Source organism: Armatimonadota bacterium, from assembly GCA_016223145.1.
Classification (GTDB): domain Bacteria; phylum Armatimonadota; class Fimbriimonadia; order Fimbriimonadales; family Fimbriimonadaceae; genus Nitrosymbiomonas.
The window spans coordinates 41,514-57,118 of the sequence record JACRPN010000008.1 but is presented as its reverse complement, the minus strand read 5'-3'; the positions used below and the strand labels follow the sequence as shown (position 1 = coordinate 57,118).

11 protein-coding genes are annotated in these 15,605 nt (G+C 60.5%); 4 read left to right on the top strand and 7 right to left on the bottom strand.

The genetic code is table 11. The annotated features are described in order from the left end of the window. Positions 1 to 11: 11 nt before the first annotated feature. The 4 genes from HZC36_05495 (at position 12) to HZC36_05480 (ending at position 2,149) form a co-directional block, all read left to right on the top strand. A complete protein-coding gene (locus HZC36_05495; protein ID MBI5706426.1) occupies positions 12 to 404 on the top strand; it encodes a DUF4346 domain-containing protein in 393 nt (130 codons plus the stop codon). Positions 405 to 417: 13 nt separating this feature from the next. Then, a complete protein-coding gene (locus tag HZC36_05490; protein MBI5706425.1) occupies positions 418 to 804 on the top strand; it encodes a hypothetical protein in 387 nt (128 codons plus the stop codon). Between the two features lies 1 nt (position 805). Continuing rightward, positions 806 to 1,303 carry a hypothetical protein gene (locus HZC36_05485; protein MBI5706424.1) on the top strand — a complete coding sequence of 166 codons (498 nt, stop codon included), beginning with the start codon at positions 806 to 808 and terminating at the stop codon, positions 1,301 to 1,303. A 111-nt stretch (positions 1,304 to 1,414) separates the two neighbouring features. Beyond that, positions 1,415 to 2,149 (top strand): sulfite exporter TauE/SafE family protein, encoded by a 735-nt coding sequence (locus tag HZC36_05480; GenBank protein ID MBI5706423.1) that lies wholly within the window; start codon positions 1,415 to 1,417, stop codon positions 2,147 to 2,149. A gap of 40 nt (positions 2,150 to 2,189) precedes the next feature. Here HZC36_05480 and HZC36_05475 read toward each other — a convergent pair whose 3' ends face one another. The 7 genes from HZC36_05475 to HZC36_05445 form a co-directional block, all read right to left on the bottom strand. After that, positions 2,190 to 2,501 carry a P-II family nitrogen regulator gene (locus HZC36_05475; protein MBI5706422.1) on the bottom strand — a complete coding sequence of 104 codons (312 nt, stop codon included), beginning with the start codon at positions 2,499 to 2,501 and terminating at the stop codon, positions 2,190 to 2,192. Then, a complete protein-coding gene (locus HZC36_05470; GenBank protein MBI5706421.1) occupies positions 2,498 to 5,641 on the bottom strand; it encodes an efflux RND transporter permease subunit in 3,144 nt (1,047 codons plus the stop codon). Before HZC36_05470 ends, HZC36_05475 begins: the two co-directional genes overlap by 4 nt. Beyond that, positions 5,641 to 7,194 carry an efflux RND transporter periplasmic adaptor subunit gene (locus HZC36_05465; GenBank protein ID MBI5706420.1) on the bottom strand — a complete coding sequence of 518 codons (1,554 nt, stop codon included), beginning with the start codon at positions 7,192 to 7,194 and terminating at the stop codon, positions 5,641 to 5,643. Before HZC36_05465 ends, HZC36_05470 begins: the two co-directional genes overlap by 1 nt. Beyond that, entirely contained in the window at positions 7,191 to 8,393 is a 1,203-nt protein-coding gene (locus HZC36_05460) for a TolC family protein (GenBank protein ID MBI5706419.1), read from the bottom strand. The genes HZC36_05465 and HZC36_05460 overlap by 4 nt, the downstream gene beginning before the upstream one ends. Positions 8,394 to 8,921: 528 nt before the next feature. Then, the gene (locus tag HZC36_05455) at positions 8,922 to 12,017 is read right to left on the bottom strand and encodes an efflux RND transporter permease subunit (GenBank protein MBI5706418.1); all 3,096 of its coding nucleotides are present in this window, start codon (positions 12,015 to 12,017) and stop codon (positions 8,922 to 8,924) included. Further along, complete coding sequence (locus tag HZC36_05450) at positions 12,017 to 13,552, bottom strand: efflux RND transporter periplasmic adaptor subunit (GenBank protein ID MBI5706417.1); 1,536 nt, start codon at positions 13,550 to 13,552, stop codon at positions 12,017 to 12,019. Before HZC36_05450 ends, HZC36_05455 begins: the two co-directional genes overlap by 1 nt. Continuing rightward, positions 13,549 to 14,739 (bottom strand): TolC family protein, encoded by a 1,191-nt coding sequence (locus tag HZC36_05445; GenBank protein MBI5706416.1) that lies wholly within the window; start codon positions 14,737 to 14,739, stop codon positions 13,549 to 13,551. Before HZC36_05445 ends, HZC36_05450 begins: the two co-directional genes overlap by 4 nt. Positions 14,740 to 15,605: the final 866 nt, after the last annotated feature.

Sequence of the window (15,605 nt, the reverse complement as noted above, 5' to 3'; positions counted from 1 at the left end):
AGGATTGCACCATGAAGAACCGGCCTCCGTTGAGCCCCTATTCGGGAGCGAAATTGACTGTCGAGCGGATTCAGGCCCGCAACCCGGAAGTCTTGAAGCTCGACCCCAGCGGCTTCTTCATCGTGCTGCCGAATTCTGAAACCGGCATGATCGTCTGCGAGCATTACCGGAACGACGGCAGGCTCGCGAACGTCGTCGAGGGGCGGAAAGCCGCCGTCATTGCCTCTACCGTGGTAGAAAAGGGCCTCATCTCTCGACTTGACCACTCCGCCTATCTTGGCCGCGAACTCGCCAAGGCCGAAATCGCCATCCAAACCAAGACCTGGTACGAGCAGGACGCCGCTCTAGGCGAACTGCGCGATGCCGTCCAGTGCCCGAACACGTCGACCTGCAATTGCCAATGAGGAGGAATCCACCATGAAGCCAACCCTACTTTTCTCGCTCGCGATCCTCGTGATCTCCCTGACCGCTTCCCTCGCCCAGTCAGGACCAAAGACACCGGCCCCCAAGGACAGCCCGTTGACGGTGAACCAGATTGCCGCCGCCCCAACCTCTCACCTGGGGAAGGTCACCGTCATTGGAATCGTGGCCACCGTGACCCCCAAGAAGGGCTTCCTGCTGATCGATCCCAAGGAGTACAAGGAGTGTGGACTCTCCTGCCTCTCGGAAGCCGGAACCAAGAAGATCCCCGTTAAATGGACCGCTGCGTCTCCCAAGAAGGAGCAGAAGGTCAAGGTGGACGGCACTCTCGCCAAAACGGAGAAAGGCTTCTCGTTCACCGCAACCAAGGTGACATCGAACTGAGATGGGCCGGTTGCTTCGCTCTTCGGTCTCTTATGCGTTCCAAGCGTTCGTGATCGTGCTCGCCGGGCATGCGCTGTACGTACGCCAGGTCTCGGCGGCGCCGACCTCGGGCTGGGACGATGCGGGGCTGACCGACAATGGCTGGCTCGGGCTGGGGGCGTATCTTGGCGGCAAGGAGTACTTGATGGGGCTCTCCTATGCGCTCGGCGCGGCGTATGGCGTTTGGTCCATTGGGGTAATGATTCGGGCTCGGCAAGCGGCCGCTACCGCAGGCGCTGCGGGGAGCATTACGCTGGTCGGGGTGGTGATGGCGCTGGGGTGCTTCTTGAGCGGATGCTGCGGCTCGCCAATGCTCGGGGTTTATGCGAGCATGTTCGGCGCGAAGGCGCTAGGTGTGGGAAAACCGATTATGCTGGGTGTCACGGTTCTCTCCGTGCTCGGCGGCTGGCTCTACATGCGCCGCAAGTGCCCCAGTCCGTGCTGTGGAGCCGAAAGGTAGCGGTAGGCGAGTTCCCGTGTCTCCTCGGCGGCGGAGGTGCCGGTGCTGGTGTTCTCCAGACCCGTCACGCGGCCGACCCCAACCAAACAAAAGCCGGTATCGTTTGACCTTATGACCGTTCACGAGATCGGCCTGATCGCGTGCATCTTGCTTGCGGCGACGCTTTATTCGTCGGTCGGGCATGCCGGCGGTTCGGGCTATCTGGCGGCAATGGCGCTCTTCGCGGTCGCGCCGGAAAGCATGAAGCCCGCCGCTCTGGTTCTGAACGTCCTTGTCGCGGTGATCGCCACGACGCGGTTCGTTCTCGCCAAAGCGTTCTCTTTGCGGCTGTTCTTGCCGCTCGCCATCGCTTCGGCTCCACTTGCGTTCGTCGGGGGAGCGTGGACGCTTCCGGGGAAGTGGTACAAGATTCTGGTCGCCATCGCGCTTGTCGTGGCCTCATTTCGGTTGGCCTTTACCGGCAAGGCGAAGGAGAAGGAACTGGTTGCACCGCCCTGGTGGCAGACCGTGGGTCTCGGCGCGGCTATCGGGCTGCTTTCGGGGCTGACGGCGGTCGGCGGCGGGATCTATCTGACGCCAGTGATTTTGTTCGCAAGTTGGGCGCGGCCGCGCGAGGCGAGCGGGGTCTCGGCGGCGTTCATCTTGGTGAACTCTGTCGCGGGGCTTGCGGGCCGGTGGCAAACGGCGCAGAACCTCCCGCCGCAGCTTCCCCATTGGGCGGCGGCGGCGGTTGTAGGCGGCTTGGTGGGATCGCATTTGGGCGTTCGGAAGTTCGGGGCATTGGGTCTCAAGCGGGCGCTCTCCGTCGTGCTGGTGATCGCGGCGCTGAAGCTTGCGTTTGCCTAAGGCCCATTCCGCCCCAGGTTAGGCGACATATCCTCCATTCTCACCTGGCTGCTTCCCCTCGCTCGCCGGTGCGGATGACGATGCTGTCTTCGATCGGAATGATGAAGATGCGCCCGTCGCCCGCGTTGCCGGTGTGCGCGGCCTGGGCGATCAGGCCGATCACCGCCTCGACCTGATCGTCCGGGACCATGAGCTCGATCTTGGCCATCGGCTCTGACTCGTAGAACTCCGCGCCGACGTTGGTCGTGGTGGCCTGGGAGCTGACTACCGCCGGCAGGCGCCCGATCTTGTGCAGGGCGTTCAGCACATCGTCCAGCTTGTGCGGCCGGATGACCGCTTTGACTTCCTTCATTCGATGATCTCCTTCTCCTGGGGCATTTCCTGGCCCTCGGGGGTGACGATGACGGGCGCGGGCCGGGCGCGCTCGAACCACGTGTAGAGTACCGGCAGAACGAGGAGCGTCAGCAGCGTGGCCGAGGCGATGCCGCCGATCACGACGGTGGCCAACGGCCGCTGGACTTCCGCGCCAATGTCGGTGTTGATCGCCATGGGAACGAAGCCCAGGGCGGCCACCATTGCCGTCATGAGCACGGGCCGAAGCTTTTCCATGGCCCCTTGGCGCACGGCTTCTGCAACCGACAGTCCGTGTTCCTCCCGGAGCCGGTTGATCGCTGAGACCATGACGACGCCGTTGAGCACGGCAACGCCCGAGAGCGCGATGAACCCGACACCGGCCGAAATGGAGAACGGCAAGCCGCGCATCGCCAGGGCGAACACGCCTCCGGTGACCGCGAGAGGTACACCCGTGTAGATGAGCAGCGTCTGCTTGATGGAGCCGAAGGTCATGAATAGAATCATGAAGATGAGTGCCAGCGCGGCGGGCACGACGATCATGAGCCGTTGGCTCGCCTTCTGCAGGTTCTCGAACTGGCCGCCCCAGGTGACGTAGTATCCTTCGGGGAGCTTGACCTTGCTCTGGATCGCCTGCTGCGCCTGGGCTACAAACGTGCCCATGTCGGTGCCGCGGACGTTCATCTGCACCACTACACGGCGCTTGCCCGATTCTCGACTGATCTGCGCGGGTGCAGGCTTGTTGTCGATGTGGGCCAATGACGACAGAGGCACGCTCTCCCCGTTGCTCGCCTTCACGGGCAAGCTGGCAATCGCCTCCGCGTCGTTGCGGATGTCTTCGGGAAGCCGGACGACCATGCCAAACCGCTTGTCACCTTCGACAATCTGGCCGATCTCCTCTCCACCTAAGGCCGAGCTGACCAGTTCCTGGATCTCGTGGATGCTCACGCCATAGCGCGCGATGGCCTCCCGGTCGATATCGAATTGGAGAACGGGTATCGGCTCGACCTGCTCAACTTCCACGTCCGCCGCACCGGGGAGCGCCCGCACGACGGCCGCAATCTCGTCTGCCTTCTGCTTGAGGATGTCGAGGTCTTCGCCGAAAACCTTGATCCCGATGTCGGCCTTGACACCCGAGATCAGCTCGTTGAACCGGAGCTCGATCGGCTGGGAGAAGTTGTAGCCCTGTCCAGGAACTTCGCTGACTTTCTTCTCGATCTCTTCGCGTATCATGTCCTTCGTCATGCCCGCGCGCCATTGGCGGCGCTCCTTCAGGATCACGTAGGAGTCGGTGATGCTCAGAGGCATCGGATCTGAGGCAACCTCGGGCGTTCCGCTTCGAGAAAAGACTGTTACCACTTCGGGCACTTCCATCACCTTTCTCTCAGCGGCAGTCACGAGCCGACTGGTCTCCTCGGCATTAACTGTGCGTGCTCGAAGGGGCTGAACGACCAGGTCCCCTTCGTCAAGCCTGGGAATGAACTCGGAACCAAGACGGGTGAAGACGAGCCCGGCCGCCACGAGAACCAACACCGACGCTCCAACGACCAGCGCCTTGAACCTCAAGGCAAAGCCAAGCGTCGGCGAGTAGAGCTTGCTGAAGAAGCCCATCACCGGATTGTGCTTTTCTCGGGTGTCACCGGATAGAACCAAGCTCGCCAACGCGGGGACCAAGGTGAGAGTGAAGAGAAGCGCTCCGATGAGACAAAACGCGACGGTCCAGGCCATCGGCTTGAACATCTTGCCTTCCGTTCCTTCCAAGGCAAGAATCGGGATGTAGACGACGGTGATGATCGCCAGGGCAGTCAGCGTGGGCTTGGCAACCTCTCGCGAGGCCTCGAGGACGGATTGTCGAACCTCCTCTTTCGAGAGGGTCCGACCCTCGTGTGCGCGGCGTTCCGCAAGCCGCCGCACCATGTTCTCGATCATGAACACGGCTCCGTCCACGATCAGACCGAAGTCGATTGCTCCGAGGCTCATGAGGTTTCCGGATACGCCGTAGCTGGTCATCAAGGAGAACCCGAAGAGCATGGACAGCGGAATCACTAGAGCCGCTAGCAACGCGCCTCGCAAATTGCCGAGAAGCACGAGAAGGACGATGATGACGAGAGCGCCGCCTTCCAGGAGGTTCTTCTGGACGGTACCGATAGTCTTGTTCACCAGTACGGAGCGGTTGTAGACAGGGGTGAGCTTCACGTCCTCGGGAAGCTGCGCCTGCACTTCTCTTATGCGCTTTCCGACCGCTTCAGCGACCGTCCGACCGTTCGCACCCTTGAGCATCATGGCGATGGCGATGAGCGCTTCCTTGCCGTCTTTGGATGAGATACCGGTGAGAACGGGCGCTCCCATCTCGATGTCGGCCACGTCCCTCACGAGAACCGGCGTGCCCTCCTCGGTCGCGATGGGGATGTTCTCAATGTCAGCGGACTTAGTTGCCATTCCAACCGAGCGGATAAGCACCCTCTCGCCGCCGCTGTCCACCACGCCGCCGCCTGCATTCTGGTTGTTGTTCTGAAGAGCCTCGATCAGGTCATGAACTCCCAGCCCGTGGGCCAGCAACCGCATGGGGTCGGCAACGACCTGATATTGCTTGACGTTCCCATCGGCCACGTTGACTTCGGCTACGCCGGGGACGGTTCGGACCTGAGGAGAAATCTGCCAGTCCATGATCGAGCGAAGCTCTTTCATGTCACGCTTGTCGCTTTCGACCGCAAACATGTAAATGTCCCCGAGTCCCGTAGAAACAGGTCCCATTTGGGGCGCTTCAATGCTCGTTGGAAGCACCTCTCGCACGTTGCCAAGCCGTTCGTTTACGAGTTGGCGAGCGAAGAAGATATCCACACTGTCGCCAAAGGTGACCGTCACCTGGGAAAGGCCATATTGGCTTAGGGACCGCACTCCCTCCACGCCCGGCAGCCCGCCCATCGCCGTCTCGATGGGGAAGGTGACGAGGCGCTCGACCTCCTCGGGTCCCATACCGCCCGTTTCCGTGTTGATCTGAACCTGGTTGGTGGTGATGTCCGGCACGGCATCGAGATTGAGCCGCGTCCAAGAGACCCCGCCCCAGATAGCAAGCGCAATCGCGCCCATGATGACGAGCAGCCGCTGGGTAAGGCTGAAGTGAAGCAGTTTGTCAAGCATCAGTCTTCGTGCCCCTTGAGTTCGCTCTTGATCTTCTCGCTCTTCAAGATGAACCCGCCCTTGACGACGACATTGGCCCCTGCCGCGAGGCCGCTCAGCACCTCGACGTATTCGCCTTTCGTCCGGCCAAGCTCGACGACCTTCTCCTCGTACTTGCCGCCCTCTTCCGCGACGTAAAGCAGCCTGTGGTCGCCGTCCTCGACGATGGCGCTGCGGCGGACCGCCAGCACCACGTCGCTTTGGCCAACGCCCAGAAAGACGGTGGCGAACATGTCCGCTCGGAGCGAGCCGTCCGCGTTGTCCACCAGGACTTGCACCGGCATGGTCCGAGCCTTCTTGTCGAGGCGGCTTCCCACGACTTGGACAACCCCGGCGAAGATGCGGCCCGGAAATGCCTTCACCGCCACCTGCACCGAAGCTCCGTTCGTGACCTTGCCAATGTCCCTTTCAGAGACACTGGCCGTGACCCAAACCGACCTCAGGTTTTCGATGTGGCAGATCTCGGAGGTGCGCTCCAAGGCCTGTCCAAGGGTCGCCTCGCGGTCCGTGACGATGCCGCCGATGGGTGCGAGAACGGTTACCGCGCCGCCTGACGCGCGCCCGCTTCCGGAAAGGGCTGTATAACTGACCTTCGCCGCCAAGAGGCCCTGCCGGGCCCCTCGCTCTGAAGCCACAGCGGAACGGTGCTTGATCCTCGATTGTTCGAGGCCCAGGCTTGCAGCGCGTACCTCGGCCTCTGCGGTTTGAATCTCCCTGGAGTTCATCAGGTTACGCTGAGCAATGGACTTTTCGCGCTCGAAGGTCGCCTTGGCGATCTCGATCTGGCGCTTGGCCCTTTCCTGTCGCAGCCGGTCCTTTTGGACTTCGAGCCTTGCTTCTTCCAACTCGCTCCGAGAAATGAGCTCCTGTTTGAACAGCCGCTCCGCTCTCTCAAGTTGAGCCTCGTGCACGACATGCTCCTGGATGGCCCCCTCCAGCTCCGTTTCAGCTTCATTGAGGTCCTTTTGGGCCTGTTGAAGCGCAGGCTGGCTAAAGGCGCCCGCGCTGGCAAACTGTTTTTGACGATCCAACGATGCCTGGGCGGTCTTAAGCTGGCCCTTTGAGAGTTCCAGTTCGGCGGCGGCTTCTCGCACTGCCGCCTGTGAAGTTTCGAGGTCGCGCTGAGCTTCAATGATCCCCGCCGATGCCTGCGCCAAGTCGGAAGACTGCATGATCGCGATCGGCTGGCCCGCCTTTACGCGATCCCCGACGCCGATGAGCATCTGGGTGACTTTGCCCGCGACCGGCGGCGTAACCACTGCCTTTCCCTGAGAGGAATTCGTGACAACGCCTGGGACCTTCAGCTCGCCCTGCATGGGCATGTTGCGAGCCTCTTCCAGCTGGACGCCGGCTGTCTTGGCAGCTTCCGAAGAGAGGACGATATCTCCGGTATGTGCGGCCTCCTTATGCTCGGCCTCGACATGCGGGGTTTCTGGCGGCGGGCTTTGCTTGCCGCACCCAGCGATGAGCAAGGCCATGGCGAGGACAAACGACGGTATTGCTGACCTTCTCACTTGGGCACCTCCAAAAGCTGGCCACTGGCCTTCAAATAGGCGGATTGGGCCTTCGCAAGTCGAAGCTTGGACTCCACCAGGCCCTCCTCGGTCTCTCGAAGCGCTCGCGTGCTTTCCAGAAGCTCCACCAGCGTTATTGCTTTCTCGGTGAAGCCGATTCTTGACTTCTCGACAAGGGCGCGTGCGTTCTGGACGATGGCCTGATATCTCTGAATCTGCTCTTGTGCCGCGGACAGATTGGTCCTTGCGGCGGCAAGCTCGGACTCGGCGATTCGTGTCGCATCCGCCAGCGCCTTTCTCGCTGCTTCTGCCTTGGTCCGCGCGGCGGCCGTTTCAGCGCGGGACTTTCCGAAATCATTGATGGGGAATCCCAGCTGAATCCGCAATCCGTATTGCTGATCACGCTCTTGCCATGGGGAGCGCCGGCCCTGAATCTCCAGTTCTGGAGCGGCGCCAAGTTTGGCCACGCGGGTCTCTGCTTCTGCCGCGCGGATTTCTGAAGCGAGCAAAAGTAGGTCGGCCCTTTGTCCCGGAAGCCGGGCAGGATCAATGACATTTACTGAAAGCTCGGCAAACGCTTCAACTGACATTGCCATGCCCACCAGGCCGCTAAGTCGCTGAAGGCTGGCTTGTAGCTCTGCGTTTCGCTGACCGTTGGCAAGCTTGGCACGGTCAAGTTCGATCCCGACTCGCATCAATTGAACACCCGGTAGCTTGCCCTCGTCGACCAGAGTGCGGATGGAGTCATAGAGTCGTTGAGCGATCTCCTGGATCTGGGCCGCGTTCTGTGCAAGCGCCCTTGCGGCTGCGGCTTCGCTGAATTCGTCGATCACGTCGGCCTGTAAGAGCGCAAGGACTGCCTGTAGTTCAGCCTGAGCCCGAAGGATCTCGGCGTCGCCGGTCGCTTTCGAAGCAGCGGTCCTTCCGAAAAGATCGATCGGCTGCGCGATCGCAAGATCGGCCTCGGTGCCATCGAGGGCGAGGTTATTCTGATAGCCGATGAATAGCCGGGTCGCGGGATAGGCGCCAAGTCCGCGCCGCGACAGTCGAGCGCTTGTCAGGCGTAGCTGCGCGGCCTGCACGCTCGGACGGTTTGCTCGTGCAAAGGCGAGGGCTTGGGAAAGCTGAAGAGTTTGTTCCTGCGCCTGAGCGGCCGTTAGGACGACAGCCGCGCAGGCGAAAAGCGCTATGGGTTTCAATGAGGCTCCTGTCTGAGTTAGGGTCGAGGCTCCGGCATGGCGGAGCGATAGACGACGACTATCTCAGACAGAAAGGGGGAGCCCGCGAGGAGGCGGCTGACGGCGGGCCGTGCGCCAGGTGCGTTTCAATGAGTTCGATGGGGCCGGCCGCCACGGGTGCGGTTGGAAACTCAAGGAGGCAGGGCACCTCCGGCATCGCAAAGTCGAAGTGGACGCTCGATGGGACGGCCGCCTTGGCTCCAGACTGAGGGCTAGAGCAAGCTACCAACGCGCAGCAGTCGTGGCAGTCGCCGTGCTGCGTGCCCAAGCCTGAGCCCAGGGGGTCGCCTGGAAGGTGCTTCAGCTTGGGGCACGTTTGGCAAGATGCGCCGTCTGGCAGGCGAAATTGCTCTTGGCAGGCGTGGACTTGGCCCACGACGACCAGCAATATGCTCAACACTGCGGCAAAGGAACGAAACAACCTGGCGATGATACCCATAACACCCCCACGCCACCGACCGTTCCAGATCGTCAGACTCCGCACTATTTCTATACATCCTCCACGACTTCAGGGTCCTTGTGAAGCCAGACGTAGAGGACGGGCAACACCACAAGAGTCAACAAGGTCGCTGAGGCGATGCCACCGATAACGACGGTCGCGAGAGGGCGCTGGACCTCCGCCCCAATGCCCGTGTTCAACGCCATGGGAATGAACCCAAGGGCAGCCACGAGCGCGGTCATCAGCACCGGCCTTAGCCTCAGCTGAGCGCCTTCGTTGACCGCGTCCTGCACGGCGCGGCCGTCCTTTCTTAAGTGGTTTATCGCAGAAACCATCACGACCCCGTTGAGCACGGCGACGCCCGAAAGCGCGATGAACCCCACCCCCGCCGTGATGCTGAACGGTATGCCGCGCAAAGCCAGCGCGACTACCCCTCCCGTGATCGCCAACGGCACTCCACTGAAGATGAGAATGGCCTGCTTGATGGAGCCGAAGGTCGTGAACAGCAGGACGAAGATCAGTGCAAGGGCCACCGGAACCACAATGAGCAGCCGGGCGCTCGCCTTTTGCAGGTTCTCGAACTGCCCTCCCCAAGTGACGTAATAGCCCTCCGGCAGGGCCATCTTCGACTTGAGGGCTGTCTGAGCCTCCTTGACGAACGAGCCTAAGTCTCGGCCCCGAACATTGAGCTGCACGACCACGCGCCGCTTTCCACTCTCGCGGCTGATCTGCGCTGGCGCCGGGACAAAGTTGAGGCTCGCCAAGGTCGAAAGGGGCACATGCCCGCCCACTGGCGTCTCGATCGGCAAGGCGCCCAGAGCGTCCACATCGTTGCGAATGTTCTCGGGGAGCCGAACGGTTAAGGCGAAGCGCTTGTCGCCCTCGACCACCTGGCCGATCGGCTCTCCGCCCAATGCCACGGCGATGAGCTCTTGAATCTCGCTGACGTTCACACCCTGGCGGGCGATGGCGTCGCGATTGATATCGATCTGGAGAACCGGCACCTCGTCGACCTGCTCCACTTCGACGTCTTCCGCCCCTTGAATCTTGTTTACGATGGAGGCGGCTTCATCGGCCTTTGCTTTCAGGATCTTGAGGTCTTCTCCAAACACCTTGATTCCCACGTCGGCCTTGACTCCAGCGATCAGTTCGGAGAACCGCATCTGGATGGGCTGGGTAAAGCCGTACCCTTGGCCCGGGACTTCGTTCGCTTTTTCTTCGATTTCCGCAATGAGTTTGGACTTGGTCATCCCAGACCGCCAGGTGTCGCGGGGCTTGAGCATGATAAACGTGTCGGTGAGGCTCAGCGGCATCGCATCCATCGCCACCTCGGGGGTCCCGCTCTTGGAGAAGACGTGCGACACTTCTGGAATCTCAAGCACCTTCTTCTCGGCTGCCGCCACGAGCCGAACAGTCTCCAACGCGCTCACGGTTCGAAGCCGCACCGGCTGCAAGAGAATCGAGCCCTCGTCGAGCTGGGGGATGAACTCTGAGCCGAGCCTCGAAAAGACGATTCCCGCCAAAACGATCAGCCCAGCAGCTCCACCGACGATCAGCCATCTCCACCGAAGCGCGAACCCAAGCGTCGGCCGATACAGCTTGGAAAGCAAAGCCATGACCGGATTCCTGGCTTCGCGAGTATTTACGGACAGGACCATGCTGGCAAGGGTTGGGATAAGCGTGAGCGTGAGAATCAGAGCTCCGATGAGCGCGAACACTACCGTAAAGGCCATGGGCTTGAACATCTTTCCCTCGATTCCTTCAAGCGCGAGAATGGGAAGATAGACGACGGTGATGATTGCCACTGCGAACGCAGTCGGTTGGGCCACTTCGCGCGAGGATTCGAGCACGGTGTGACGGACCTCATGGCGCGTGAGAGTTCGCCCCTCCCTTTCCCGGGCCTCCGCAACGCGTCGGACTGCATTTTCGATCATCACAACCGCGCCGTCCACAATGAGGCCAAAGTCGATGGCGCCAAGGCTCATCAGATTACCGGAGATGCCGAACCGGTTCATCCCAATAACGGCAACGAGCATCGAAAGAGGTATGGCGAGTGCTACGATGAGCGCTCCCCGAAGATTGCCCAAGAGCACAAGCAACACGGCGATGACGAGCGCTCCACCTTCCAACAAACTCGTTTGGACCGTATGGACCGTTGTATTGACTAGGTCTGAGCGGTTGTAAACTGCCGTCAACTTCACGTCTTTCGGAAGCTGGCCCTTGATCTCTTGAACCTTGGCGTCGACTGCATCGGCGACCGTGCGTCCGTTTGCCCCCTTGAGCATCATGACCACCGCGACCATGGTCTCCTTTCCGTTCATGGTGCTGACGCCAGTGAGGACGGGAATCCCGAGCTTCACCTCAGCCACGTCTTTCACGAGCACCGGCACGCCGCCCTCCGATTTCACCGGAACGCGTTCGATGTCGGATACTTTGGTGGCCATGCCCACGCTTCGCACGTAGACTCGTTCGCCGCTGTGCTCGACGACGCCCCCTCCTGCGTTCGAGTTGTTTTTCTGGAGAGCCGAGACCACTTCGTCGACCGCGATTCCCCGTGCGATCAAAGCTCTGGGTTTGACGATGACTTGATACTGTTTTTGGCTCCCATCGGCGGCGCTCACTTCAGCGACGCCTGGCACGGTGCGAATCTGAGGCGCGATGAACCAGTCCTGGATGGTTCGCAGCTCCATTGGGCTCCGCTCGTCGCTCTCAATGGCGTACATGTATATGTCGCCCAAGCCGGTAGCAACGGGTCCCATTTGGGGCGCCTCTACATTCGACGGGATCTGTTCCCGGACGCTCGCAAGCCTTTCAAAAACGAGCTGTCGGGCGAAGAAAATATCGACGTCTTCCCGAAAGGTGACGGTCACCTGCGAGAGTCCGTATTGGCTCATGCTTCGGACTTCCTGAACGCCCGGAATGCCTCCCATTGCGGTCTCAACAGGGAAGGTTACGAGCTTCTCGATCTCCTCAGGGCTCATGCCTCCGGTCTCAGTGTTGACCTGAACTTGGTTCGGAGTGATGTCTGGAACTGCGTCAAGAGTCAGAATCTTCCAGGAAGCGATGCCGGCTCCTGCGACTACCAATCCCGTAGCAAGCACGAGAAACCGCTGTGTCAGGCTGAAGTGAAGGAGCTTGTCCAGCATCACTCCTCTCCCTTGAGCTCGTCTCGCTTGAACTCGCTGACGAGCACGAAGACCCCCTGGGTCACAACTCTCTCGACCGCCTTCAATCCGGTGCGGATCTCGACGAATCCACGCTCTGCTCGGCCCGTCTCCACTTCGCGCTTCTCGAACTTCTGACCCGCATTCACGAAAACGTAGGACTTGCCTTCTTCCGTTGAAATTGCTGCTTTGGAGACGGCCACGACCTCAGACTGCCGCCCAACGCCTAAGCGAACCGAAGCGAACATCTCGGGCTTGAGCAACCCCTTCGCCACAGTAACGAGGCACTGGACGGGAAGAGTCCGGGTTTTCGGATCGAGATTGCCGCCGATCACTTGAACGACTCCCGCAAACTCTCGGCCCGGCTGGGATCCAATTGTAACGGAGCACGTTTGGCCGATTTGGACTTTCGCGATATCGATTTCAGGCACGTTGCAGGAAACCCAGACCGATCCAAGGTTCTCGATTTCCATCAGAGCCTGAGTGCGTTCGACAGCCTGCCCCTTGGTCACGTCCAGCCGGGTAAGAACGCCCGTGATGGGGGAGACCAGTGCCACGCGACCAACCGATCCAGTGGCTCCCCCGCTTAGGCTCCTGTAGGTTGCCTTAGCGTTTACTACTGCATTAGAGGCATTGTCCAAGGCAGCCCGAGCAGACTGGATTCGAATCTCAGCTCTTTGCTTGTCGAGCGAGCTGCTTCTAACCTCGGCCTCAGCAACCTGAACCTCTTTGGCATTCAAGAGCCCTCTGTCGAAGATGGCCTGCTCGCGTTCGAAAGCCGCTTTTGCGATATCTACACGTGCTTTGACCTTGTCGACTGCGATCCTGGACTGCTGCTCCGCAAGTCTTGACGCCTCCAGATCCGCCTTGGAAACCAGCCCCTCTTTGAAAAGGCGTTCGGCTCGATTCCGCTGCTCGGACTTGAAGCTGAGGTCTTGTTGCGCAGAGACAAGCTCGCTCTGGGACTCATTCAACTCGGTTCGCGCACTCTGGAGGGGCGCTTGACTGAAAGCACCTGCACGAGCCAGCTCGGTCTGCCGCTTTAGACTCCCACGCGCCGCATCGAGCTTCGCAGCAGAAAGGTCGGCCTCGGACTTGGCTTGGGCAAGATCTGCGGCGGCGGCATCTCGCAATCGCTGCGCTTCGGCAATAGCGGCCCATCCTTGCGCCAGGTCGCTCGACTCGATGATCCCCAACGTCTGGCCCGCACGGACTGAGTCGCCGAGTTGTGCCTGGAGGGACACGACCCTTCCGGGCACAGGAGGAGTTACAACCGCCCTCCCTGTACCCGTGCTCGTAACAACTCCGGGGACTTCCAGGCTGTCTCGCATCATTCGCAAGGCGGCCGCCTCGGTCTCGATCCCCGCGGTCCGCTGCGCTTCTGCGTTCAGCTCGACCGTCTTTACCGCCTCCTCATTGACCGAGGCCGTAGACGCGGTTTCCTTCTGAGGCTCAGGTCCCCCTTGGCACCCCGCGAGTGCGGACAATAGAAGGAAATAGACTAGTAATCGCTTCACTTCAGGACCTCCGACAAGTGTCCGGCAGCTTTGTATTGAGCCGTGACTGCAAGCGTAAATCGGAGGCTTGCTTCGACCGCCTCCTGCTCTGTTTCGCGCAGAGTTCGGGTCGTTTCCAGAACGTCGGTCAGAGTCCCCACGCCTTCGGAAAAGCCTTTTTGGGACTTAGCGACGAGTGCTCGAAGCGAATCGAGAATCGCTCCGTAGTTCTCGACCTGAACCCTGTCCGCTTCGATCTCCCCTTTCAGCGCGGCCAGCTCAGCTTCTGCCCTCCCCGAGGCATCTCTGAACGCTTCAAATGCCGCCTCAGCCCTCTTTTTTGCCGAATCGACTTCAAAGCGAGATTTGCCGTGGTCGAACAGGGCCCACGTGAGCTGGATACGCGCCCCGTAAAGTGCTTGCGATTCAGTCCACGGCGATCGCCGGGCCTGCAATTCGAGTTCAGGCATCCTCGCAGCCCGACTGATTCCGGCTTCTGCTTCTGCGATGAGCGCTTCGGCTTGAAGTTGAAGAAGGTCCGCGCGCCCCGAGACATCAGTCGCTTCCAAGGGCGCCAGGCTGGCCCGCAGGTCCAAGTCCGATACTCCGAAGCCAACGGTACCTCTAAACCGCTTGATCGCCGAATCTCGCTGAGCGCGACGCAAACTCGCCGTCTGCCTCGCTTTTTGAAGCTCCAAGTCGGCTCGCAAAAGTTGGACCTCAGGAATCAGCCCCTCGTCGAACCGGCGTTGCGCCGCGTTTTTTAGTCCTTCAGCCAACTTAAGAAGCTCGTCCGCGCTGCTCGCGAGCCGGGTTGCAGTCACAGCCTGGAAGTAGGCCTCAAGCACATCGGTTTGCAGGTCGAGCATGACCCCTCGGTATTCCGCCTCGGCACGCTTCACGTCTGCAAAGCCGGCCTTGCGTCCCGCCGCTGACCGTCCAAAAAGATCCACAGGCTGACTAAGAAACAGATCCTCGTCGCTCCCCCCGACCTCCGATCTCGTGGATCTTCCAACGCCCAAAAAGGTCGGCGGATAGCTGCCAAGCACCCTGGCCGCAAGACGGGCTTGGTCCAGACGCAGGCGTGCTGCTCGCACGATTGGCCGGTTTTGAGCGGCGACTCGCAGAGCATCGTTGACGCTCAGCGGCTCTTGTGCCGGACAATTGGCGACTGCCAAGAAAGGAAGGACGAAAACATAAGGTTTCACTCGATTGCTCCAACGCTGAATGGACCGGTGGCGTAGCCGCAGTCGAACCCGCGGCAGGCCAGACGACTAAAGCAGCAAGGAGCAGGGAGGGGCGCGGGATGCTTGTTCGAGAGGAGGGCCGGTGGAGGGGCATCCAGGGATTCTCGTGAGGATGGGAACCAGAGGGTTTCTTGTCCCCTGGGGTATCGACCAGTCTTCGCCGAGCATCGCCACTTCGACACTTGGTGTCGACGGCGCTTGTATGGACAGCTTGGATACGGGCTCCGCCTGGAGCGTTAATTGGCAGCACGCACGACAATCGTTCTCGACTGTGACCCCGAAGTGACCCATCAGCAGTGCTTCACTGATGTGAACGCGGCAAGGAGAATGCGGGCACGTGGGGCACTCCTGGCCGTTCGGCATGACGTAAGCGGGCCGGCCAATTCCGAGTTGGCTCGAGATTAACGCTGCAATCCAGAACATGGCGACCCCCGGCCGCATGTGCGGATTATAGCCAAAGCGGTCACATGCGTACGCGCTTGCCAGGTGCGCGCCTTGAACCAAGCAGATTTGCCTCGTAACCGCACTCGGGAGAAGCTCGCAATGATCTCCTCGGTAAACTTGGGCCATCCACAACAGATGCAAGGCGGTTCACGCAATTGCTTCGAACTGTCTCAGAGGATTGGTAGAGCGCCTCGATGTGTTGACCGAGCCATTTTGTCTCTCAAATGTCTCTCAATTGGGGGAGACAAAATGAGACGATCTGAGACCCCCGTAGAATCTAAAATGGTCGTTTGAAGCTACCCAAATCTCTTTTACACCGAGGATGTCGGCGGTTCGAGCCCGTCATCGCCCACCACCCTTTTGCAGGCCCTTCCATTAGTGTC